This window comes from Wolbachia endosymbiont (group A) of Andrena fulva, from assembly GCF_964026815.1.
Taxonomy (GTDB): Bacteria; Pseudomonadota; Alphaproteobacteria; order Rickettsiales; family Anaplasmataceae; genus Wolbachia; species Wolbachia pipientis.
This window is the reverse complement of the sequence record NZ_OZ034701.1, coordinates 417767-438972: the sequence shown is the minus strand read 5'-3', so window position 1 is coordinate 438972 and position 21206 is coordinate 417767. Positions and strand designations below refer to the sequence as shown.

The window sequence follows — 21206 nt, the reverse complement described above, 5'->3', positions numbered from 1 at the left end:
TAGAAATTATGGAGGCGTAATGAAAAAATTTCTTCTACTTGTGGCTTTAATTCTCTCCTTTGCATTTGATAATGTTTTTGCTAGCAGTGTTACTGATGACGCAACGTCAAACACAATATGCAAAATAGTAGGCTATACTCACGGCATAGGTGGACCGATGATCACAATAGTAATAATTGGTGCAGCATTGCTTGCAATATTTGGCAGAATGCCGTGGCCAGCGCTTTTTGCACTCGGTGCATTTACTGCTGTGTTTTTTGGTGCACCTGTAGTTGTTTCAAAAATAGTACCAGGCGGTGTGATTTGTAAAAATGGTGCAACTGCTTGCCCTGATGGTACCAACTGGGATACAAGTACAGGAGCGTGTAAAAAATAGGCGCTGCAGATTTAGAAAAGCATTAGCTAAACGGTGCTTCTTAAAGGAGCACCATATTCCACAATTGTATAAATGTTGTCCAAGTGAATAACACTGAGATCCGGGAATTTTTATAAACTGATAGGATGACAAATTTACTAGAACCCTCACCATTTACTTAAATTTAATCAAAGCGATAGATAATCAAACATGAAACAGAAATTATAGGAGGCGTAATGAAAAATTTTCTTCTACTTGTGGCGTTAATTCTCTCCTTTGCATTTGATAATGTTTTTGCTAGCAGTGTTACTGATGACGCAACGTCAAACACAATATGCAAAATAGTAGGCTATACTCACGGCATAGGTGGACCGATGATCACAATAGTAATAATTGGTGCAGCATTGCTTGCAATATTTGGCAGAATGCCGTGGCCAGCGCTTTTTGCACTCGGTGCATTTACTGCTGTGTTTTTTGGTGCACCTGTAGTTGTTTCAAAAATAGTACCAGGCGGTGTGATTTGTAAAAATGGTGCAACTGCTTGCCCTGATGGTACCAACTGGGATACAAGTACAGGAGCGTGTAAAAAATAGGCGCTGCAGATTTAGAAAAGCATTAGCTAAACGGTGCTTCTTAAAGGAGCACCATATTCCACAATTGTATAAATGTTGTCCAAGTGAATAACACTGAGATCCGGGAATTTTTATAAACTGATAGGATGACAAATTTACTAGAACCCTCACCATTTACTTAAATTTAATCAAAGCGATAGATAATCAAACATGAAACAGAAATTATAGGAGGCGTAATGAAAAATTTTCTTCTACTTGTGGCGTTAATTCTCTCCTTTGCGTTTGATGCAAATGCTAATACTAGTGGTGGCACCACCAACACCGTTTTTGTTGATGAAAGTGATACAACATCATCAGTGATATGCAAGATATAGCATTTCTCATAATAGTCCGAACAGGTCATAGGAAGGCAGAATCAACAGCACGACGAAAGGATTCGAATAGAGGAATTTTTTCCTGGCTCTGTTTTTTATAGCAAACCAATGATGCTCAATTTTGTTGAAATCTGGAGAATAAGGCGGCAGATACAAAATTTCTGCACCAACCCCTTTAGCAAGCTCGATAATCTTATCAGACTTATGAAAAGTAGCATTGTCAAGAATGACAGTCTGTCCAGGTTCCAAGATCCATACGCGTCAAGTTAAGGAAATAAAGGTATGAAAGAGATAGAATAATAAGGTATAAGTTCTCCCAGATATACTTTTAGTGAGAGAACCAATGAATAAAATAACTTGCTTATCAAAAAAGCTCAAAGAATTTTTTAATGAAAAAGCAGAGAAAATCTCAATTACAACAAGGTTTATAAAAAGAAAGAGAAAGCTAAAAGGTTCATCATTCGTAAAAGCCATGGTCTTGGGTAATATAGGAGTTGATAATTGTAGCGTAGAAACAATGTGTCAATTACTAAACGAGGACTCGATAGATATAACAAAACAAGGTTTGGATTTTAGATTTACTGAAGAAGCAGTGGAATTTATGAAAAGGATGTATAATGAATCTGTGGTTCTCTTTAAAAATATCTTGCAAGTTGATTGCAAAATCTTACAGCAATTTAATAGTGTTAAATTATTGGACAGTAGCTATATTACTCTACCTAACAGTATGGAAGAGATGTATAAAGGTTATGGTACTAGCTACAGTGGCTATGAAAGCAATACTAAGTCTGGAATAAAGTTACAATTAGTTTTCGATTACATGAATCAGATAATAGACCAACTTAATTTAACGGAGGGAATAAGATCAGACCAGGGATATAGGAAACATTTAAGTAATATATCAAGCAATGATTTGCTAATATCTGATCTCGGTTATTTTGTGCCAAGTTCTTTTAAACAAATCAATGAAATAGGAGCTTATTTCATAAGTCGTTATAAATCCGATACCAACGTATATGATGTAGAAACAAATCAAAAAATGGAGTTATTAGAATGTTTAGAGGATAAGTTATTTTTAGAAAACGAGGTATTGTTAGGAAAAGAAGCAAAAATTAGAGTAAGAATTATATGTCAGAAACTAACTGAAGAACAGTCTATAGCCAGAAGAAGGAAAGCTAATAGATTAGCAAGATCGCAGGGATATACATCCTCTAAAAGAAATCAAAAATTGTTGAACTGGTCAATATTTATAACTAATGTTCCAGAAAATAAAATTAGTGCTGAGCAAGTATTAACGATTTACAGAGTAAGGTGGCAAATTGAGTTATTATTTAAATTGTATAAAAGCCATATCAGACTTGATAAGCTAAAAGGAAAGCCATGCAGAGTATTATGTGAACTATATGCTAAATTGTGCGCAATTCTTATATTTCACGGCATAGTTGGTTGCACAGAAGTGAAAAAGAATACAGAACTTAGCTTAACAAAGGCATTTATTGAGCTAAAAAGACGGGTTAGAGAGTTATTTTTAGTATTAACCAAGATTAATAGTTTAAAAGTATTTCTTAAAAAACTCACTATAACTTGGTCGCGATTTTCATTAAAAGACAAACGTAGAAGGGCTAGAGTATCCACTTTAACCTCTCTAAATTTGCTCACAATCTCTTAACTTGACGCGTATGGTTCCAAGATCGGTGTCAAAAATTGCTCAAACCATCCATTAAAAACATCCATATTACAGTGGCCTTCAAAGGTTAACGGAACAACTATCTTTCTTCCACTTAAGGCTGCAACCATACTGATTCGTTGAGTTTTCTTTCCAGATTTTAAGGCATAAAACCGCTGTCCTTTCTGGCAATATCCGTAGGGGTAGTCTTCGGTGTTATCAATGCCAGACTCATCTATATACACTAAGTTTTTAGGTTCTTTTGTCGCTATAATTTTCAAAAATTCAGCACGTTTTTCTTCGTTTCTTTCCTTGTATCCATATGTCTTTTTTTGCGCGTAAATCCAATTTTTTTAAGGGCTCGATAGATCGTTTGGATACTAACGTTGTTCCAAAGTTTAGCCATTTCCGATAGAGTCTTTCCTCCGTGTTCTCTGGCAAATTTGGCAAAGGTATCCCAGTCGGTAATTTTGTGATTGTAACCCCCATTTCCAAGTTTTTTTGATTGAAAGTCTCCTGTTTCTTTTCTTCTTTGCTGCCACTCCCATAAAGTAGTTCGTCCAATCTTAAATCTTGCTGCCACTGTTTCTCTGCTTTCTCCTTCGTCTAGCGCTTCCATTGCTTTTTTTCTTAAATCATAACTATATGCTGCTGGCATTCAACCTCCTTATCATCATCTACCCTTATCCTATCACATCCGGACTTTTATGGAAAGAGCTATAAATGCTAGCTTTCTTACTGATGTGTAAAATTGTTTCAAACACCAATAATTTCCGCTAATACCAAAGTAGTTATAGTGTCCTGTTAATTTAGCCTTCAGTACTTGCCACCAATCTTTAAGTCGAATACTTCCGCGGACTATTTTCAACCACTCCTTGATTTCTTTTAGTTTTCTGGCTAGATTTAACTTAGAGGTTTTATGTCCCATCATTAATCTACCACGACGACTTTTTGCACCATAGTGCGTAAACCCCAGAAAATTGAAACTTTCCGTCCTTCGTTTCTCTCTTATCGCTCGTTGCCACTCCCTCTTGCCAAACTTTACTACTCCGGTCTTGTTTTCAGATACTTCCAACCCAAATTTATTTAGCCTTTGTTTCAGTAATTCCAGAAATTCTTCCGCGTCTACCTTACTTTCGCAACAAACCACAAAATCATCGCAAAACCTTATTACTTGTATATATCCTCTGGATCTTGGTTTAAATTTCTTTTCTATCCATAAATCCAACACATAATGTAAGTATATATTTGCTAATACAGGACTTACTATACCGCCTTGTGGTGTACCTTGTTTTGTTGCTTCATAATTTCCAGCTTCGACTATCCCTGCCTTGAGAAACCGCTTTACTAACCACAGCAAATTTGGGTCAGTTATTCGTTCCCTTAGACACCTCATTAGCCATTTATGCTGTATATTATCGTAGAACTTCTTGATATCCACTTCTACAATGTAGTTTATTGGCTTGTACATAACTGCTTTATCTAGTGCATTTACCGCTTGATGACAGTTTCTTCCTGGTCGAAATCCATATGAGCTGTCCAGAAAGTTTGCCTCGTAAATATTTTCTAATATCTTCTTCAGCATAATCTGTACTAATTTATCCTCGGTCGATGGTATTCCGAGTCCGCGTTTCTCTTTACTTCCAGCTTTCGGTATATATACCCTCTTTACTGGTTGTGGTTGATATTGCTTCCTCTTCATACTTTCTACTAGCACTTCGAGTTTCTCATTCAGATTTTCTCCGTATGATTCCACTGTTATCTGGTCTACTCCACAAGCCTTGTTACGCTTCAGTTCTTTATAACATCTCGCAAGATTCTCTGTATTTATCAGATGGACTAACGATGTGAATTTTAGTCGCTTATCTTGCTTTGCTCTTACTGCTATCTGGTTTAGTTTATATCGCATGTTATTCCTACCTCCGTTGTATTGGCATAGCAATCCCTATTCCAGTTACTATATTGCTGATCGCTTCCCCTTGTACGTGGCTTTCCCACATTCTGAGTACTATCAATCAGTCCGACTTCCCCTGCATCTTCCGCTAGTTCTTGCCTTTGTTGACTTGTTCCAACGTACCTTAATAGGAATGCATGGGATCTCCCAAGTTCACTTGAAGTCCATTTCAATACATGGCACGGTCTCAGATCCCGATAGAGTGAGTGATAACTTGCCTTTACGTTATCCTTCATGCTGTCTTCCATGGCCATGAACATGTCGACCTCTATGTCTTCAGGTATTTCGGGACTCCACTCCTTCACTTCCGTTGTGCCCTGCATTGTCCATCCCACTAGCTCTATTACACTCGTTACCTCATGCAACATAGTGGTCTGTTCCAAACTGTTGGCTAGACTTTGTTTGTGTTAGATTTTCACCAACTGTTCTCCAAGCACTTCTTGGCGCACCATGAGCAAACATCACCATGCCAGTGCTATAAAATCCACGTAAAGATCCAGCACCGCTTAGGCCTTGAAATGGATCTTCTTCCAGCATCTTTTTCGATAATTTTTTTGTATGATGAGTGAGTACAATACAAGCATCTGGATTGACAGCACTGCGTAGCTTTTCAAGAGTCTTTTGCAAAAAGAACAGCATAGCACTATTATCATTTTCATTTCCATACTCACTGCTAAAGATGTTACGCAATGGATCTATGGCCAAAACATCAGGTTTAAAGCGTTCATTCACAATTTCCTTGATTTCACTTATTTCATCATGATTAAATGATAAGTGCACTTTTGGCGTAATGATTAAGTTGTTAGCAGCTACATTCAAAAGTTCATTATCAAGTTGAAGTTGTTGCAAACGTTCTTTCATATATTCATATTCAATTTCAGTTTGCATGTAGAAGATTTTCAAAGGTCTACTTGGTGTCATACCGAGAAATGATCTACCAGCAGCCATGTGGACAAGCCAAGAGATCAAAAAGTCACTTTTGCCGATTTTAGGTGGGCCACCCAGTACCAATAGACCTCTTTTTGTTAAAATTCTTGGTGAGATTATATCTTCTGGTATTGGCGTTTGATCACTTAAATACTCCTTTACGCTGTAAAAAGGGATTTTTTGACCGATATTGAAAAAGCTTTGTTCCATATTACTCCTTTTAAAATTAAATTTAGGCAACAGAAGCCAAGGTTTTGGCTTTAATTTTCGTAAGTAATTTTCCCAGATGCGGTTCTTCAACCATATTGAGGCATCCACTGCGATCTTTAGCAGGGTATCCCCAAGTATTAATAGTCTGACAGACAAATGAACGTTTCTCTGTTCCATCATCTTTCTTGATTCCAACCATGCTGATTACCTCATCAACTATCCCTGGAATTTCACTAGCAGTTTTTGCTCCTTCACATTGAGGCAGCCAAGTTGGACGATTGCAGTCATCAAGATATTGACCTAATGTGCCAACTATGATGATGTCTTTGTCTCTGATATGTTGAAACTGATTGAGCCAGGCCATCATTTCTTGTGCGAGTAATCCGTAAGCAGCTCTTTTATCTTCTCTCCCCGATCTATCTGAAAAAGCTTCAGGTTGCATTCTGGCCCATGAAAAACATAAACGTGATGCAACAGTTATGCTATCAATAAAAATAGAGCGGTATTTAGAAACCTCAGAAAGAAGATCTTTGTGCTTGCTACAGACATGCTCATAATGTTTTTGACTATACGCCTGATCAGACCTTAATGCAGGATTAGGACCACCAATAAGACAAGCAATGTCTCTGGCCTCATTCCAAGTGCGAATCTCAGTTGAATCTCCTTTCCAGTCTTGTACAGCTAGAAGTCCTGCTTCAAAATCAAGGCAAAGTGTTGTTGATTCATCGAGGGTTTTAAGTAGGCTAGTCTTGCTGATTCCATAAGGTCCAAAGATTACTATCTTCACACCTGTGACCATTTTTGCTCTTTCTTTGCTGTTTATTATTTTCATGCTTTTACCTTAATTTGCCACTATATATAAATTCACCAAATTTCAAAAAACTGTTCAATTTTTCTTATGCTTTTTTCCGTAAACAGGTGCAAATTTAGATCGCATTTTCTTGAGAATGTTGTACAAAGTAGTCCGTGACATATTGTTTATGTCTGCAACTTCAGCAATGCTGTGGTGTTTTAATTGTTCACATAAAACTTGCCACTTCTTTGGTAATTTTGAAATAATTTGCTCAACATCAATACGTAGTATCGCTTCATCTTCAAAACAGTAACTTTCCTGTTGCACATTATTTTCAAGTTTAGGAGTAGTACGTGAGTGTTTACGGACTAGATTATTAATACGATTTTTAACAACTTGCTTAGCAAAAGTTGAAAGACTGCCCTTAGTTTTATCATAGTGATCTATGCATGAAAGAAACTCACAGAAGAGGTCTTGTTCTATGTCTTCAATATCTTGATCAGTAAGCGATTTGTAATATTTTGCATAAAATTTTATTAAATTAACAACTTTAGGATCAATACCTGAATAAGAGTTTCGAGATTTCATAAGATGTATCCTTAAATGAAAGACTTAAGGATGAAACTTTCTTAGTAAATATTGTAGGACATGAAAAAAATACTTCAGACAATCGTGAATTTTTTACCCTCTGAAAGTCTAGAATCTTTTCTAAATCTCAGACACTCAAAACTTTGATCAGACAATGCACCTACGAACTGAACAGTTTTTGTAAATCCGGTGAATATATAGAACAAGACTCCGAATTTAAAGATTAATTATGAGTGTTTCATACAATGTTCCAGAGATTAAAGCACAACTATTGTTGAATTTAAGATCTTGTCTTTCTTACCTTTTCCCCAATGGTACCTTCCATGGTGATGAATTTCGAATAGGTGATGTGCATGGTAACAAAGGAAAAAGTTTAAGAGTAGAACTAAGTGGCAGTAGAGCTGGGTTATGGAATGATTTTGCAACTGGAGAAGGTGGTGACATTATCGACCTTTGGGCAGCTGTGCATAGAAAGAATGCAAGGACAGAGTTTCCTGAGGTAATGGCTTCTATAGCTGAGTGGCTTGGTCATTTCAAAAATTCAAGTAATCCAACTGCATATTGGGATTATTACGATGAAAAAGGCCAAGCTCTTGTTAGAGTCTATCGTTATGATGACGGTAATGGAAAGCGATATCTTCCTTTTGATATTAAAAAATCCGACTTTGGTGCGCCAGAGATAAGGCCACTCTATAATATCCCAGGTATTTTGAAGTCCGATAAAGTTATTCTTGTTGAGGGAGAAAAATGTGCAGAAGCGCTAATAAAACAAGGTATTACAGCAACAACAATAATGTCTGGAGCAAATGCAGATGTTAAAAAGACTGATTGGTCACAGCTTAAGGGCAAGCATATTATTATATGGCCAGATAATGATGAAGCAGGTGCAAAGTATGCTAAAAATGTTGGAAATAAGCTTTTAGAAATTGGAGTTGCATCACTTGCTGTGCTTGAAATTCCTCGAGGTAAGCCTAAGAAATGGGATGCTGCTGATTGTGTGGAAGAAGGTATAAATGTTGAAAAGTTTTTAGCTTTAACCACATGTATAAATTTATCTGCTACTGATATTTTAAATACAAAAAGGTTTGTTGGATTTCCTGCAAGACAATATTTGAGTGACAAATCACCAATGCCAGAAGATATAATCGCACCAAGAATTTTAACTCCAAGTGGGCTTTTAGTTTTTGCTGGCGCACCCAAAGTAGGAAAAAGTGACTTTCTAATTTCCTGGCTTTTTCATATGGCAGCAGGAGTTTCATTTCTTGATATGATACCTAAGAGGCATTTAAGGATCTTTTACCTTCAAACAGAGATAGGTTACCATTATATGCGTGAACGGACACAACAACTAAAACTTAGCGATGAGCTCATAGAGCTTGCTGCAGATAATTTGGTAATTACGCCACAAGTAAAGATGCTTTTAAACGACGATAGTATGGATGAGGTTGTTGCTGAAATAGAAAAGTCATTTGGTTCAAACACAGTTGATGTTATTGCTATTGATCCACTGCGTAATATTTTTGATGCTGGTGATAATGGTAGTGAAAATGACAATAATGCAATGCTCTTTTTCTTACAAGAGAGAGTTGAAAAGCTAAGGACATTAGTCAATCCAGATGCAGGAGTTATTCTAGTGCATCACACGAAAAAGATACAAAAGAAATCATTAGAAGAAGATCCTTTTCAGAGTTTCAGTGGTGCTGGTTCATTAAGAAGCTTTTATACTACAGGAATGATAATGTTTAAGCCAGATGAACGGCAGAGTAGTCGTCAACTGATGTTTGAATTACGTAATGGTCATGCTATTCCATCAAAATATATAGATAAAATCAATAACTGCTGGCATATGATTGATTATGAATCACAGAGGCTTATAAATAAAGATTATGGTAAAAAGTTAGATGCAGAACGTTCTCGTAGACATGATGTTATTTTGCAGTTGATTTATGAAGAAGCACGAGAAAAAGGAAAAGTATATACAATTAATTCATTCTGTCAGATATTTGAAGGTAAAGCAGGTCTTGGTAGTCAGCATTCTATTCGTAACCGTATCGATGTGCTTGCTGCAAAAGGTTATATAAAATTTAACAGAAAAGGTAAAAATGCTGCAAGAACCAAATATGGAATACTTTGTGTTGAAGGTATGGAAAAAAGAGTAACAAAGTTTGATAATCAACTAAACAAGAATGTTATAGTCTATGAAAAGATTTTACCTACTGATTACAAATCATCGGAATGTGAGGATGTTGTTCCAGAAGAAAATCCAAATATTTGGGTTTATAACGATCAAATTTTAGATATCTAGAACTTTTTCACCAAAATTCTCTATTACTTAAATATTTCAGTTTTCAGTCTTGGCCAGTTTTTGTCAGAATGCGTTCAGTCTACGAAGTCAGAATTTGTTAATAATTAAAAAGCACTAGATTTTCAATAGTTTAAGAAATCGTCAGACTGTGAAATCGTAGACTGAAAAAAGAGATAAAAAGCTAGAAATATAGAGGGTTTTGTCCGATTTTCAGTTTTCAAAATAACTCCTATTATTATAAATAATAATATTAAGTAGTATGAATTAACACATACTACCTTTAGCTTTTAGCTTACTAAAAAATCTCAATAGACAAAAACATGAAAAACCTACTATTGCACTTTGGATAACCTAAAAAAAGATGAAAGATAAATGCTTACAAAAGACGAAATTGCTAATAATAGCGTTTCAAAAAGATTCTATGACTTCAGGGTAGAATCGTACAATCAAGATCTAAGTTACTCATGTAGGGTGGCTTAAAACTTGATTACAAGGCATTTCTAAGTTATCCCTTGCTTTAAAGTTTTACTTATTATAAAAAACCCTCACTCTACTTTATCACGCTTTTTATTCCTTGTAAAATATTTTTTCAAAAAAGTGAACAGTTTTTGTAATTTAGGTGAATATATAACAAGAGCTGGTTATTTTGGAGGTCCTATTGAAATACAACTATTTTTATCTAGAACTCTTAAGTTGGGTCTTTAGGTAATCTATATAAATAATTTGTAGATGAAGCTAAAGGAAAAAAGTTTGGAGTTGCTGCTATGGAAGAAGAAACAGAAGCTACAAAACCCGCTTAAAATAGAGACAAAGATCTAAATTTATTTATTTACGTCTCCAATTTTATCACGTACAATGGAGACAAAGATTTATATTTTGTGTTTTATGTCTCCATCATTTATTGGTAGGCAAACTGAGTTAAAGCAACTACTGGAACTTACAGAAAAAAATACTGCATCTTTTGTAGTAGTCAAAGGAAGGCGCCGTATAGGAAAAAGTCGTTTAATTCAAGAGTTTGGTAAGTATTTTGAACAATATTACTCCTTTATAGGTTTGCCACCAGAAAGGCATACTACAACGTCCTACCAACTTAATGAATTTTCTAGACAAGTTGCTAGACAATTTAATACATCTTTTGCTAGGTATGATGACTGGAGCGATTTACTATGGGCAGTTGGTGAACGTCTACTATCAGGAAAAACATTATTGCTGTTTGATGAAATTTCTTGGATGGGCTCAAAAGATCCAACCTTTTTAGGCAAAATAAAAAACTTTTGGGATACACAGCTAAAAAATAATAACAAGCTAATTTTCGTTGTTTGTGGATCAGCTTCATCCTGGATCGAGAAGAATATACTTAGTAGTACTGGTTTTGTAGGAAGAATATCGTTAACTTTGACACTCGGAGAATTATCACTTTCTGATTGCAACAAATTTTGGCCAAAAAATATTTCAGCATATGAAAAGTTTAAGGTGCTTGCAGTAACTGGAGGAATTCCAAAGTATTTAGAGGAGATAAATTTTAAACATAGCGCTGAAGAAAATATTAAAAGGCTTTGTTTTACAAAAGGTGGGTTTTTAGTTGAAGAATTTAATCAAATATTCTCAGATTTATTCATGCGAAAAACGGCTTTTTATAAGCAAATAGTCAGAGCTCTTTCTACTGGAGCTAAAGAACAAGAAGAAATTTGTGCTACTTTAAATATCGTAAGACATGGACGCATTTCTGAGTATCTACATGAGCTCGAACTTGCTGGTTTTATCGCAAAAGATCATACTTGGAGTATAAAAACTGGTACTGATTCACGGCTCAGGAGGTACAGACTTCAAGATAATTATTTAAGGTTTTATCTAAAATATATCGAAAAAGATCTAGGAAAAATTAGTCGTGACACCTACTCTATAGGATTCCTACCAGAGTGGCATACAATTATTGGGCTTCAATTTGAAAATTTGGTGCTGAACAATAGAAAGAGTATACGTAATATCTTAGGAATTGATGGAATAATAAGCGAGAATCCATTTTTTCAGAAAAGAACGCGTAATAGTGCAGGTTGTCAAATTGATTATATGATTCAAACGAAGTTTAACACTCTCTATATTTGCGAAATCAAATTTTCAAAAGATAAAATTGGTCATTCAATAATACAAGAGGTACAAAAGAAAATAGATGCACTAAATCGTCCAAAAGGCTTTTCATGTCGTCCAGTCCTTATCCACGTCAATGATGTAAGTGATGATGTTATAGATAGTGGTTACTTTTCACACATAATTGATTTTGGAAAATTATTGAATTGTAAGTAATGGTTTTTCTGACTTAAAAATAATGTCTTTTTAGTTTTTACGTTTATTCTTAACTTATAGAGGTTGCTTATGACTGATACTTTAACTTTAAAAGAAGGAGATATTGAAACTACTGCTTTTGATAATAGCAGTTTTACTAGAGTACTACATGATGGAGAGAGGTGGTATGTAATAACAGAAGTAATAGCTTTTCTGACAGGTAGTAAGAACCCATCTGACTATCTAAAAAAGATAAAAAGCAGAGATATAGGGCTTTCTGAAGGATGGGGACACCCCCCCTTGAAATTAAAACAAAAGGTGGTAAACAGAATGTTAATTGTACAAATGTTGAGGGGTTGTTTCGTATTTTGCAGTCTATTCCTTCCAAAAGAGTTGAGCAATTTAAACGTTGGCTTGCAAAAGTTGGGTATGAAAGACTACAAGAATATGAAAACCCTGAACTTGCACTCAAAAGAATCTATGCCGATTATGCTGCAAAACTCAAGAATGGATACAAAAGAGAATAGAATCAATAGCTGTCAGAAATCAACTAACAAAAGAATGGGGTAATAGAAATATATCTGACCACAATAACAAGTATATTGAAGGTAGGGAATACGCAATATTGACAGACGTAATTTCTGAGGGAACATTTGGAGTAAAAACAAAGCATCATAAGGAAATAAAAGGCTTAACCTTTAAGAGATCATATGACACCGATTGAGCTAATTTTCAATATGCTAGGAGAACAAGCTACCATTGATGAGATAAAGGATAAAGATGCACAGGGCTATAATAAAAATTTAGAAGCGGCAAAGGAAGGTGGTAAAAATGCAGGCACAGCAAGAGAGGCATTTGAAAAAGCAAGAGGTATGAAAGTCGTTTCTTCAGACAACTTTTTAAAGAGGATTAAAGATTAAAGTTCTCACTATGAGAAATCTCTGAATTTTATGGTTTAAAACGTTTTAGAGGGCTATTATAGTGTTATTGATGATATAGATAGTGAATTTTGCTTTTACCAAAAACTCATGTAATTTCTTCTCAGCTCAAATAGTAAGGTGTCTAGGAGTTCCGTTTAGCTGGTTCTTAAAGTTTAGGCTCTCTTTAGTTTCTTAGCTGTCTTAAAATTATTTTAACTTTTTTTGAAAAAATCCCGAAAAAAGTAGTAAGAAATCCGGTATATATTAGTGTAGGGGCATTGAGTGTAGATGTGCTTCAAACAGAAAAGTTGGAAAACAGAAAGCAAAAGAAATATAGGCTTTTGGCAAGTTACGTAATTGAGAATTTATATTTTTTTAAATAAGGCAAAAACTGTGTTTTAAAGCTAGATGTGACTTTAGGGAAAAAAAAATCACTACTTACTAAAGAACGTCTATAATAGCCTCTAAACTCAAATAAAAGCTATCCTTAGTAATCTTATTGTTACAAAACAAACTTGCAAGCAAGTTTAACACGGTTTTTATCCTTTGCAAAAAAAAGTGAACAGTTTTCGTAATTTTGGTGAATATATATAACAAGAAAACAACTTTCTGCAGTAGCACATAATTCTCGAATTTCCGTTGTTGGCCTACAAAAACCTATGAATTGCTAGTGTATTTTGCAGAAACCAAACGACATTTTGGAATCAGTGCTACTTATAGTTTTAAATAATGTCAATCCTAACACTGGACCTCGGCAAACAGACAGGCTGGGCAATTCTAACAGATGGAGTAATTGAAAGTGGAAGCAAAAGTTTTCATGGTAGCCGTTTTAGCGGAGGTGGCATGTGCTTCTTGAATTTTCGTAATTGGCTTAATTCTTTGAAACATGAGTTCACTGCAGTGTATTTTGAAGAAGTGAGAAGACATCTAGGAACTGATGCAGCTCATTGCTACGGTGGGTTTTTGGCTGTTCTCTCTGCTTGGTGTGAAGAACATCATGTGCCGTACAAAGGTGTTAATGTTAAAACTATAAAACGCTTTATAGCAGGCAAAGGTAATGCAAGTAAGAGTGAAGTTATTGAAGCTGTAAAGAAAAAAGGGGGTTCACCCAGAGATGATAATGAGGGGGATGCTTTGGTGCGCCAAGAAGTGCTTGGAGAACAGTTGGTGAAAATCCAACACAAACAAAGTCTAGCCAACAGTTTGGAACAGACCACTATGTTGCATGAGGTAACGAGTGTAATAGAGCTAGTGGGATGGACAATGCAGGGCACAACGGAAGTGAAGGAGTGGAGTCCCGAAATACCTGAAGACATAGAGGTCGACATGTTCATGGCCATGGAAGACAGCATGAAGGATAACGTAAAGGCAAGTTATCACTCACTCTATCGGGATCTGAGACCGTGCCATGTATTGAAATGGACTTCAAGTGAACTTGGGAGATCCCATGCATTCCTATTAAGGTACGTTGGAACAAGTCAACAAAGGCAAGAACTAGCGGAAGATGCAGGGGAAGTCGGACTGATTGATAGTACTCAGAATGTGGGAAAGCCACGTACAAGGGGAAGCGATCAGCAATATAGTAACTGGAATAGGGATTGCTATGCCAATACAACGGAGGTAGGAATAACATGCGATATAAACTAAACCAGATAGCAGTAAGAGCAAAGCAAGATAAGCGACTAAAATTCACATCGTTAGTCCATCTGATAAATACAGAGAATCTTGCGAGATGTTATAAAGAACTGAAGCGTAACAAGGCTTGTGGAGTAGACCAGATAACAGTGGAATCATACGGAGAAAATCTGAATGAGAAACTCGAAGTGCTAGTAGAAAGTATGAAGAGGAAGCAATATCAACCACAACCAGTAAAGAGGGTATATATACCGAAAGCTGGAAGTAAAGAGAAACGCGGACTCGGAATACCATCGACCGAGGATAAATTAGTACAGATTATGCTGAAGAAGATATTAGAAAATATTTACGAGGCAAACTTTCTGGACAGCTCATATGGATTTCGACCAGGAAGAAACTGTCATCAAGCGGTAAATGCACTAGATAAAGCAGTTATGTACAAGCCAATAAACTACATTGTAGAAGTGGATATCAAGAAGTTCTACGATAATATACAGCATAAATGGCTAATGAGGTGTCTAAGGGAACGAATAACTGACCCAAATTTGCTGTGGTTAGTAAAGCGGTTTCTCAAGGCAGGGATAGTCGAAGCTGGAAATTATGAAGCAACAAAACAAGGTACACCACAAGGCGGTATAGTAAGTCCTGTATTAGCAAATATATACTTACATTATGTGTTGGATTTATGGATAGAAAAGAAATTTAAACCAAGATCCAGAGGATATATACAAGTAATAAGGTTTTGTGATGATTTTGTGGTTTGTTGCGAAAGTAAGGTAGACGCGGAAGAATTTCTGGAATTACTGAAACAAAGGCTAAATAAATTTGGGTTGGAAGTATCTGAAAACAAGACCAGAGTAGTAAAGTTTGGCAAGAGGGAGTGGCAACGAGCGATAAGAGAGAAACGAAGGACGGAAAGTTTCAATTTTCTGGGGTTTACGCACTATGGTGCAAAAAGTCGTCGTGGTAGATTAATGATGGGACATAAAACCTCTAAGTTAAATCTAGCCAGAAAACTAAAAGAAATCAAGGAGTGGTTGAAAATAGTCCGCGGAAGTATTCGACTTAAAGATTGGTGGCAAGTACTGAAGGCTAAATTAACAGGACACTATAACTACTTTGGTATTAGCGGAAATTATTGGTGTTTGAAACAATTTTACACATCAGTAAGAAAGCTAGCATTTAAATGGATAAATCGGCGTAGTCAGAAAAAGAGTATGACCTGGGAACAGTTTGTACACTACGTAGAAGTAAATCCATTACCAAAGCCAAAAATACATTTTTCTTTATATGCATAAGAGGGACGACTGTGAAAACTAATATTGATGAGCCGTGTGCGGGAAATCTGCAAGCACGGTTCTTTAGGGGGAGTTGTAGTAATAAAACTCAAACGAGAGGAGTAAAGCTACAGCTTCTACCGAACATGAAGAAAGTACCGTACGTCAGATAGTATTTGAGCTTCGTAATGGTGAACGCGTGCCAAACAAACTTGTCGATAAACTAAATGGCAATTGGCAACTCGTAGATGAGTGGAGTTGATTCTTTTTTTTCGTTTTGCAATTAATTTATAGGAGGACAATATGCTATCAGATTTTTTAACTGATTTTAATACTGCAAAATCACAAAGTAATTTAATACCAAAAGGTACAACGGTGAAAGTCAAAATGGCCATTAAACCTGGAGGTTATGAAAATTGGTTCACTAAAAGCTACACTACTGGCAGCATCTATTTAAACGCTGAATTTACTGTCACTGAAGGTCCATATGCAAAACGCAAGATTTTTCAGATTATAGGTGTCAAAAGTGGCAAAGCAAGTATTGAAGGAGAAGATGTTTGGGGAAAATCTGGTCATTCTATGCTTAGAAGTATTTTGGAATCAGCACGGAATATTCATTCAAATGACACTTCAGAAAAAGCAGTTATTGCTAGAAAAGTCAACTCTATAGCTGATTTCAACGGGTTAGAGTTTACTGCAAAAGTTGGTATTGAAGCTGATCGATATGGAGAGAAAAACAAGATTGCTACGGTTATTACTCAAGAGCAACATCAAAATACTGGGCTTGATTGGATACCTTTCTAAGCAAATAAAAGAATCATATTTTTATCATAAATTATTGGAGGGCACCTTTTATGAATAGATCTCCAGAAGAAATAAAAGCGTTAGTAATTGATAGAATTGAAGAATACCTACTCCATTTACTACCTGGTGGTGAATTTTACAAAAGTAAGTTTTACATTGGAGATTTACGTGGAGATAAAATAATAGTTGAGACAACAGGAGAAAGAGCAGGAGATTGGTATAAACTAGCCAAAATTAAAGGAGACGTAGTTGAATTTTTTACTTTCATTGCAGGTGACAAAAAAAGCGCTGAAGAATTGTATCGGTATATTTTAGAGAAGTATCCTTCTGCGTTTTCTGTCCAACATTGACTAAGGAGCTTAGCTAGCACTTAAGTTAATGGTAGATGGATTAAGCCGGTAGCCTGACCAGTTACATGCTTGTATCACATCATCTCGTCTTATATTTAGTCCCAAGGTGCTAGCTAGCTTTTCTGCTATTGTTTTTTGCATTCTATTAAGAGGTCTGCGTACTTGCTGTTCTGGGTCTTCAATACCTAAACTATCTGCTATTTGAATGATACTAAGAAATTTACATTCTTTAGCTGCTTCTAAATCACATAAAAACTGTTTAAGTAACACTCTAAAGATGCGGATACTTGAAGTTGCTTGTTTGCCTATAATTTCAACGTCATTAACATAAATAGTATTATCTTCAACCTTTAATCGCAGTATCTTTTTTTCTGGGAGAGTTGTTTCTTGCAGTGGAATATAAGGGAATGCTTGAAAAGAAACGTTAGGTAATAGCTCTGGTACTCCTTTTTCAACCATACGCGTCAAGTTAAGAGATTGTGAGCAAATTTAGAGAGGTTAAAGTGGATACTCTAGCCCTTCTACGTTTGTCTTTTAATGAAAATCGCGACCAAGTTATAGTGAGTTTTTTAAGAAATACTTTTAAACTATTAATCTTGGTTAATACTAAAAATAACTCTCTAACCCGTCTTTTTAGCTCAATAAATGCCTTTGTTAAGCTAAGTTCTGTATTCTTTTTCACTTCTGTGCAACCAACTATGCCGTGAAATATAAGAATTGCGCACAATTTAGCATATAGTTCACATAATACTCTGCATGGCTTTCCTTTTAGCTTATCAAGTCTGATATGGCTTTTATACAATTTAAATAATAACTCAATTTGCCACCTTACTCTGTAAATCGTTAATACTTGCTCAGCACTAATTTTATTTTCTGGAACATTAGTTATAAATATTGACCAGTTCAACAATTTTTGATTTCTTTTAGAGGATGTATATCCCTGCGATCTTGCTAATCTATTAGCTTTCCTTCTTCTGGCTATAGACTGTTCTTCAGTTAGTTTCTGACATATAATTCTTACTCTAATTTTTGCTTCTTTTCCTAACAATACCTCGTTTTCTAAAAATAACTTATCCTCTAAACATTCTAATAACTCCATTTTTTGATTTGTTTCTACATCATATACGTTGGTATCGGATTTATAACGACTTATGAAATAAGCTCCTATTTCATTGATTTGTTTAAAAGAACTTGGCACAAAATAACCGAGATCAGATATTAGCAAATCATTGCTTGATATATTACTTAAATGTTTCCTATATCCCTGGTCTGATCTTATTCCCTCCGTTAAATTAAGTTGGTCTATTATCTGATTCATGTAATCGAAAACTAATTGTAACTTTATTCCAGACTTAGTATTGCTTTCATAGCCACTGTAGCTAGTACCATAACCTTTATACATCTCTTCCATACTGTTAGGTAGAGTAATATAGCTACTGTCCAATAATTTAACACTATTAAATTGCTGTAAGATTTTGCAATCAACTTGCAAGATATTTTTAAAGAGAACCACAGATTCATTATACATCCTTTTCATAAATTCCACTGCTTCTTCAGTAAATCTAAAATCCAAACCTTGTTTTGTTATATCTATCGAGTCCTCGTTTAGTAATTGACACATTGTTTCTACGCTACAATTATCAACTCCTATATTACCCAAGACCATGGCTTTTACGAATGATGAACCTTTTAGCTTTCTCTTTCTTTTTATAAACCTTGTTGTAATTGAGATTTTCTCTGCTTTTTCATTAAAAAATTCTTTGAGCTTTTTTGATAAGCAAGTTATTTTATTGTTCGGTAGAAGCTGTAGCTTTACTCCTCTCGTTTGAGTTTTATTACTACAACTCCCCCTAAAGAACCGTGCTTGCAGATTTCCCGCACACGGCTCATCAATATTAGTTTTCACAGTCGTCCCTCTTATGCATATAAAGAAAAATGTATTTTTGGCTTTGGTAATGGATTTACTTCTACGTAGTGTACAAACTGTTCCCAGGTCATACTCTTTTTCTGACTACGCCGATTTATCCATTTAAATGCTAGCTTTCTTACTGATGTGTAAAATTGTTTCAAACACCAATAATTTCCGCTAATACCAAAGTAGTTATAGTGTCCTGTTAATTTAGCCTTCAGTACTTGCCACCAATCTTTAAGTCGAATACTTCCGCGGACTATTTTCAACCACTCCTTGATTTCTTTTAGTTTTCTGGCTAGATTTAACTTAGAGGTTTTATGTCCCATCATTAATCTACCACGACGACTTTTTGCACCATAGTGCGTAAACCCCAGAAAATTGAAACTTTCCGTCCTTCGTTTCTCTCTTATCGCTCGTTGCCACTCCCTCTTGCCAAACTTTACTACTCTGGTCTTGTTTTCAGATACTTCCAACCCAAATTTATTTAGCCTTTGTTTCAGTAATTCCAGAAATTCTTCCGCGTCTACCTTACTTTCGCAACAAACCACAAAATCATCGCAAAACCTTATTACTTGTATATATCCTCTGGATCTTGGTTTAAATTTCTTTTCTATCCATAAATCCAACACATAATGTAAGTATATATTTGCTAATACAGGACTTACTATACCGCCTTGTGGTGTACCTTGTTTTGTTGCTTCATAATTTCCAGCTTCGACTATCCCTGCCTTGAGAAACCGCTTTACTAACCACAGCAAATTTGGGTCAGTTATTCGTTCCCTTAGACACCTCATTAGCCATTTATGCTGTATATTATCGTAGAACTTCTTGATATCCACTTCTACAATGTAGTTTATTGGCTTGTACATAACTGCTTTATCTAGTGCATTTACCGCTTGATGACAGTTTCTTCCTGGTCGAAATCCATATGAGCTGTCCAGAAAGTTTGCCTCGTAAATATTTTCTAATATCTTCTTCAGCATAATCTGTACTAATTTATCCTCGGTCGATGGTATTCCGAGTCCGCGTTTCTCTTTACTTCCAGCTTTCGGTATATATACCCTCTTTACTGGTTGTGGTTGATATTGCTTCCTCTTCATACTTTCTACTAGCACTTCGAGTTTCTCATTCAGATTTTCTCCGTATGATTCCACTGTTATCTGGTCTACTCCACAAGCCTTGTTACGCTTCAGTTCTTTATAACATCTCGCAAGATTCTCTGTATTTATCAGATGGACTAACGATGTGAATTTTAGTCGCTTATCTTGCTTTGCTCTTACTGCTATCTGGTTTAGTTTATATCGCATGTTATTCCTACCTCCGTTGTATTGGCATAGCAATCCCTATTCCAGTTACTATATTGCTGATCGCTTCCCCTTGTACGTGGCTTTCCCACATTCTGAGTACTATCAATCAGTCCGACTTCCCCTGCATCTTCCGCTAGTTCTTGCCTTTGTTGACTTGTTCCAACGTACCTTAATAGGAATGCATGGGATCTCCCAAGTTCACTTGAAGTCCATTTCAATACATGGCACGGTCTCAGATCCCGATAGAGTGAGTGATAACTTGCCTTTACGTTATCCTTCATGCTGTCTTCCATGGCCATGAACATGTCGACCTCTATGTCTTCAGGTATTTCGGGACTCCACTCCTTCACTTCCGTTGTGCCCTGCATTGTCCATCCCACTAGCTCTATTACACTCGTTACCTCATGCAACATAGTGGTCTGTTCCAAACTGTTGGCTAGACTTTGTTTGTGTTGGATTTTCACCAACTGTTCTCCAAGCACTTCTTGGCGCACCATTGGTTCTCTCACTAAAAGTATATCTGGGAGAACTTATACCTTATTATTCTATCTCTTTCATACCTTTATTTCCTTAACTTGACGCGTATGGTTCGTACAGCTGTGCGTCATGCGCTGGAATGGCATCAAGGGGTAACTTTTTATTTAAACAATGATTGTAAAATGATTATAATAAGAGATCTATTGAAATTTTAAAGTTATTAAATATTGACGCTGTATACTTAAGTGTTAAAATAGAATGAAAAGTTTTTAGGAGTTTATATGGCAGCAGGTGGGAAAGCAAAGACAGCTAGTAAAAATAACCCTACTCAGCGTAAGAAAGCTGAGCAAAAAATGTATAAAGATAAACCGGTAAAACCTGTTAGATATATAGATCGTGATTCGCGCATGAATTATATGTCTGCTCAATATGACAACGGCAATCTGGTTGAAGATGAGGTAAGCGGCAATCCTATAAAGTGGGAAGCTGTATAATAG

Annotated in this window: 21 protein-coding genes and 4 pseudogenes; 14 read left to right on the top strand and 11 right to left on the bottom strand. The window is 35.8% G+C overall.

What is annotated here, in order from left to right; genetic code table 11:
- Nucleotides 1-19: 19 nt before the first annotated feature.
- From AAGD84_RS02235 to AAGD84_RS02225, 3 genes and pseudogenes are all read left to right on the top strand, one after another.
- Nucleotides 20-376: a TrbC/VirB2 family protein gene (locus tag AAGD84_RS02235; RefSeq protein ID WP_264723088.1), complete on the top strand. Its 357-nt coding sequence runs from the start codon at nt 20-22 to the stop codon at nt 374-376.
- Nucleotides 377-591: 215 nt separating this feature from the next.
- Complete coding sequence (locus AAGD84_RS02230) at nt 592-948, top strand: TrbC/VirB2 family protein (protein ID WP_285520239.1); 357 nt, start codon at nt 592-594, stop codon at nt 946-948.
- Between the two features lie 215 nt (nt 949-1163).
- A pseudogene (locus tag AAGD84_RS02225) lies at nt 1164-1298 on the top strand (type IV secretion system protein VirB2); the annotation flags it as partial.
- A gap of 28 nt (nt 1299-1326) precedes the next feature.
- Here the strand turns inward: AAGD84_RS02225 and AAGD84_RS02220 are convergent.
- A pseudogene (locus AAGD84_RS02220) lies at nt 1327-1553 on the bottom strand (transposase); the annotation flags it as partial.
- Nucleotides 1554-1644: 91 nt separating this feature from the next.
- Between AAGD84_RS02220 and AAGD84_RS02215 the strand changes: the two are divergent.
- A complete protein-coding gene (locus AAGD84_RS02215; protein ID WP_341817859.1) occupies nt 1645-2970 on the top strand; it encodes an IS4 family transposase in 1326 nt (441 codons plus the stop codon).
- An 11-nt stretch (nt 2971-2981) separates the two neighbouring features.
- On the opposite strand, the pseudogene AAGD84_RS02210 reads toward AAGD84_RS02215, so the two are convergent.
- From AAGD84_RS02210 to AAGD84_RS02185, 6 genes and pseudogenes are all read right to left on the bottom strand, one after another.
- Nucleotides 2982-3625: pseudogene (locus tag AAGD84_RS02210) on the bottom strand (IS630 family transposase); the annotation flags it as partial.
- A gap of 33 nt (nt 3626-3658) precedes the next feature.
- On the bottom strand, nt 3659-4876 hold the full coding sequence (ltrA, locus tag AAGD84_RS02205) for a group II intron reverse transcriptase/maturase (RefSeq protein ID WP_341818095.1): 1218 nt from the start codon (nt 4874-4876) through the stop codon (nt 3659-3661).
- The gene (locus AAGD84_RS02200; RefSeq protein ID WP_341810171.1) at nt 4861-5304 is read right to left on the bottom strand and encodes a hypothetical protein; all 444 of its coding nucleotides are present in this window, start codon (nt 5302-5304) and stop codon (nt 4861-4863) included. The genes ltrA (AAGD84_RS02205) and AAGD84_RS02200 overlap by 16 nt, the downstream gene beginning before the upstream one ends.
- Nucleotides 5279-6058: an AAA family ATPase gene (locus tag AAGD84_RS02195; RefSeq protein ID WP_341818094.1), complete on the bottom strand. Its 780-nt coding sequence runs from the start codon at nt 6056-6058 to the stop codon at nt 5279-5281. Before AAGD84_RS02195 ends, AAGD84_RS02200 begins: the two co-directional genes overlap by 26 nt.
- Nucleotides 6059-6080: 22 nt before the next feature.
- Entirely contained in the window at nt 6081-6890 is an 810-nt protein-coding gene (locus tag AAGD84_RS02190; protein WP_341818093.1) for an ATP-binding protein, read from the bottom strand.
- Between the two features lie 54 nt (nt 6891-6944).
- Nucleotides 6945-7439 (bottom strand): sigma-70 family RNA polymerase sigma factor, encoded by a 495-nt coding sequence (locus AAGD84_RS02185; RefSeq protein WP_341810244.1) that lies wholly within the window; start codon nt 7437-7439, stop codon nt 6945-6947.
- Between the two features lie 229 nt (nt 7440-7668).
- Here AAGD84_RS02185 and AAGD84_RS02180 point away from each other — a divergent pair, with 229 nt between their 5' ends.
- The 9 genes and pseudogenes from AAGD84_RS02180 (at nt 7669) to AAGD84_RS02140 (ending at nt 17013) form a co-directional block, all read left to right on the top strand.
- Nucleotides 7669-9744: an AAA family ATPase gene (locus AAGD84_RS02180; RefSeq protein ID WP_341818092.1), complete on the top strand. Its 2076-nt coding sequence runs from the start codon at nt 7669-7671 to the stop codon at nt 9742-9744.
- Nucleotides 9745-10629: 885 nt separating this feature from the next.
- A complete protein-coding gene (locus AAGD84_RS02175; protein WP_264328523.1) occupies nt 10630-12048 on the top strand; it encodes an AAA family ATPase in 1419 nt (472 codons plus the stop codon).
- Between the two features lie 69 nt (nt 12049-12117).
- Nucleotides 12118-12597: a hypothetical protein gene (locus AAGD84_RS02170; RefSeq protein ID WP_341818091.1), complete on the top strand. Its 480-nt coding sequence runs from the start codon at nt 12118-12120 to the stop codon at nt 12595-12597.
- Nucleotides 12598-12737: 140 nt separating this feature from the next.
- Nucleotides 12738-12947: a hypothetical protein gene (locus AAGD84_RS02165; RefSeq protein WP_264328525.1), complete on the top strand. Its 210-nt coding sequence runs from the start codon at nt 12738-12740 to the stop codon at nt 12945-12947.
- Between the two features lie 729 nt (nt 12948-13676).
- Nucleotides 13677-14084 (top strand): annotated as a pseudogene (locus tag AAGD84_RS02160) (crossover junction endodeoxyribonuclease RuvC); the annotation flags it as partial.
- 494 nt (nt 14085-14578) lie between these two features.
- Nucleotides 14579-15880, top strand: coding sequence for a group II intron reverse transcriptase/maturase (gene ltrA, locus AAGD84_RS02155; RefSeq protein ID WP_338476458.1), 1302 nt, complete (start codon nt 14579-14581; stop codon nt 15878-15880).
- 11 nt (nt 15881-15891) lie between these two features.
- On the top strand, nt 15892-16032 hold the full coding sequence (locus tag AAGD84_RS02150; protein WP_341818090.1) for a hypothetical protein: 141 nt from the start codon (nt 15892-15894) through the stop codon (nt 16030-16032).
- A gap of 130 nt (nt 16033-16162) precedes the next feature.
- Nucleotides 16163-16663, top strand: a complete 501-nt coding sequence (locus AAGD84_RS02145; protein WP_341818089.1) for a hypothetical protein — start codon at nt 16163-16165, stop codon at nt 16661-16663.
- A 50-nt stretch (nt 16664-16713) separates the two neighbouring features.
- Nucleotides 16714-17013 (top strand): hypothetical protein, encoded by a 300-nt coding sequence (locus tag AAGD84_RS02140; protein WP_264328518.1) that lies wholly within the window; start codon nt 16714-16716, stop codon nt 17011-17013.
- A 9-nt stretch (nt 17014-17022) separates the two neighbouring features.
- Here AAGD84_RS02140 and AAGD84_RS02135 read toward each other — a convergent pair whose 3' ends face one another.
- The 4 genes from AAGD84_RS02135 to AAGD84_RS02120 form a co-directional block, all read right to left on the bottom strand.
- On the bottom strand, nt 17023-17472 hold the full coding sequence (locus tag AAGD84_RS02135; protein WP_341818088.1) for a hypothetical protein: 450 nt from the start codon (nt 17470-17472) through the stop codon (nt 17023-17025).
- 10 nt (nt 17473-17482) lie between these two features.
- Nucleotides 17483-18799: an IS4 family transposase gene (locus AAGD84_RS02130; protein WP_341818159.1), complete on the bottom strand. Its 1317-nt coding sequence runs from the start codon at nt 18797-18799 to the stop codon at nt 17483-17485.
- A 131-nt stretch (nt 18800-18930) separates the two neighbouring features.
- The gene (ltrA, locus tag AAGD84_RS02125) at nt 18931-20232 is read right to left on the bottom strand and encodes a group II intron reverse transcriptase/maturase (protein WP_338476458.1); all 1302 of its coding nucleotides are present in this window, start codon (nt 20230-20232) and stop codon (nt 18931-18933) included.
- Nucleotides 20217-20729 carry a hypothetical protein gene (locus AAGD84_RS02120; RefSeq protein WP_245611107.1) on the bottom strand — a complete coding sequence of 171 codons (513 nt, stop codon included), beginning with the start codon at nt 20727-20729 and terminating at the stop codon, nt 20217-20219. Before AAGD84_RS02120 ends, ltrA (AAGD84_RS02125) begins: the two co-directional genes overlap by 16 nt.
- A 261-nt stretch (nt 20730-20990) precedes the next feature.
- On the opposite strand from AAGD84_RS02120, the gene AAGD84_RS02115 reads away from it, so the two are divergent.
- Entirely contained in the window at nt 20991-21203 is a 213-nt protein-coding gene (locus AAGD84_RS02115; RefSeq protein ID WP_006279675.1) for a hypothetical protein, read from the top strand.
- Nucleotides 21204-21206 lie beyond the last annotated feature (3 nt).

Bases quoted from the DNA above. Each gene is read 5' to 3' on its own strand.
- AAGD84_RS02235 (WP_264723088.1), top strand. From the start codon at position 20: ATGAAAAAATTTCTTCTACTTGTGGCTTTAATTCTCTCCTTTGCATTT.
- ltrA (WP_341818095.1), bottom strand. From the start codon at position 4,876: ATGCGATATAAACTAAACCAGATAGCAGTAAGAGCAAAGCAAGATAAG.
- AAGD84_RS02185 (WP_341810244.1), bottom strand. From the start codon at position 7,439: ATGAAATCTCGAAACTCTTATTCAGGTATTGATCCTAAAGTTGTTAAT.
- AAGD84_RS02215 (WP_341817859.1), top strand. From the start codon at position 1,645: ATGAATAAAATAACTTGCTTATCAAAAAAGCTCAAAGAATTTTTTAAT.
- AAGD84_RS02145 (WP_341818089.1), top strand. From the start codon at position 16,163: ATGCTATCAGATTTTTTAACTGATTTTAATACTGCAAAATCACAAAGT.
- AAGD84_RS02140 (WP_264328518.1), top strand. From the start codon at position 16,714: ATGAATAGATCTCCAGAAGAAATAAAAGCGTTAGTAATTGATAGAATT.
- AAGD84_RS02170 (WP_341818091.1), top strand. From the start codon at position 12,118: ATGACTGATACTTTAACTTTAAAAGAAGGAGATATTGAAACTACTGCT.
- ltrA (WP_338476458.1), top strand. From the start codon at position 14,579: ATGCGATATAAACTAAACCAGATAGCAGTAAGAGCAAAGCAAGATAAG.
- AAGD84_RS02115 (WP_006279675.1), top strand. From the start codon at position 20,991: ATGGCAGCAGGTGGGAAAGCAAAGACAGCTAGTAAAAATAACCCTACT.
- AAGD84_RS02135 (WP_341818088.1), bottom strand. From the start codon at position 17,472: ATGGTTGAAAAAGGAGTACCAGAGCTATTACCTAACGTTTCTTTTCAA.
- ltrA (WP_338476458.1), bottom strand. From the start codon at position 20,232: ATGCGATATAAACTAAACCAGATAGCAGTAAGAGCAAAGCAAGATAAG.
- AAGD84_RS02230 (WP_285520239.1), top strand. From the start codon at position 592: ATGAAAAATTTTCTTCTACTTGTGGCGTTAATTCTCTCCTTTGCATTT.
- AAGD84_RS02175 (WP_264328523.1), top strand. From the start codon at position 10,630: ATGTCTCCATCATTTATTGGTAGGCAAACTGAGTTAAAGCAACTACTG.
- AAGD84_RS02120 (WP_245611107.1), bottom strand. From the start codon at position 20,729: ATGGTGCGCCAAGAAGTGCTTGGAGAACAGTTGGTGAAAATCCAACAC.
- AAGD84_RS02165 (WP_264328525.1), top strand. From the start codon at position 12,738: ATGACACCGATTGAGCTAATTTTCAATATGCTAGGAGAACAAGCTACC.
- AAGD84_RS02180 (WP_341818092.1), top strand. From the start codon at position 7,669: ATGAGTGTTTCATACAATGTTCCAGAGATTAAAGCACAACTATTGTTG.
- AAGD84_RS02190 (WP_341818093.1), bottom strand. From the start codon at position 6,890: ATGAAAATAATAAACAGCAAAGAAAGAGCAAAAATGGTCACAGGTGTG.
- AAGD84_RS02195 (WP_341818094.1), bottom strand. From the start codon at position 6,058: ATGGAACAAAGCTTTTTCAATATCGGTCAAAAAATCCCTTTTTACAGC.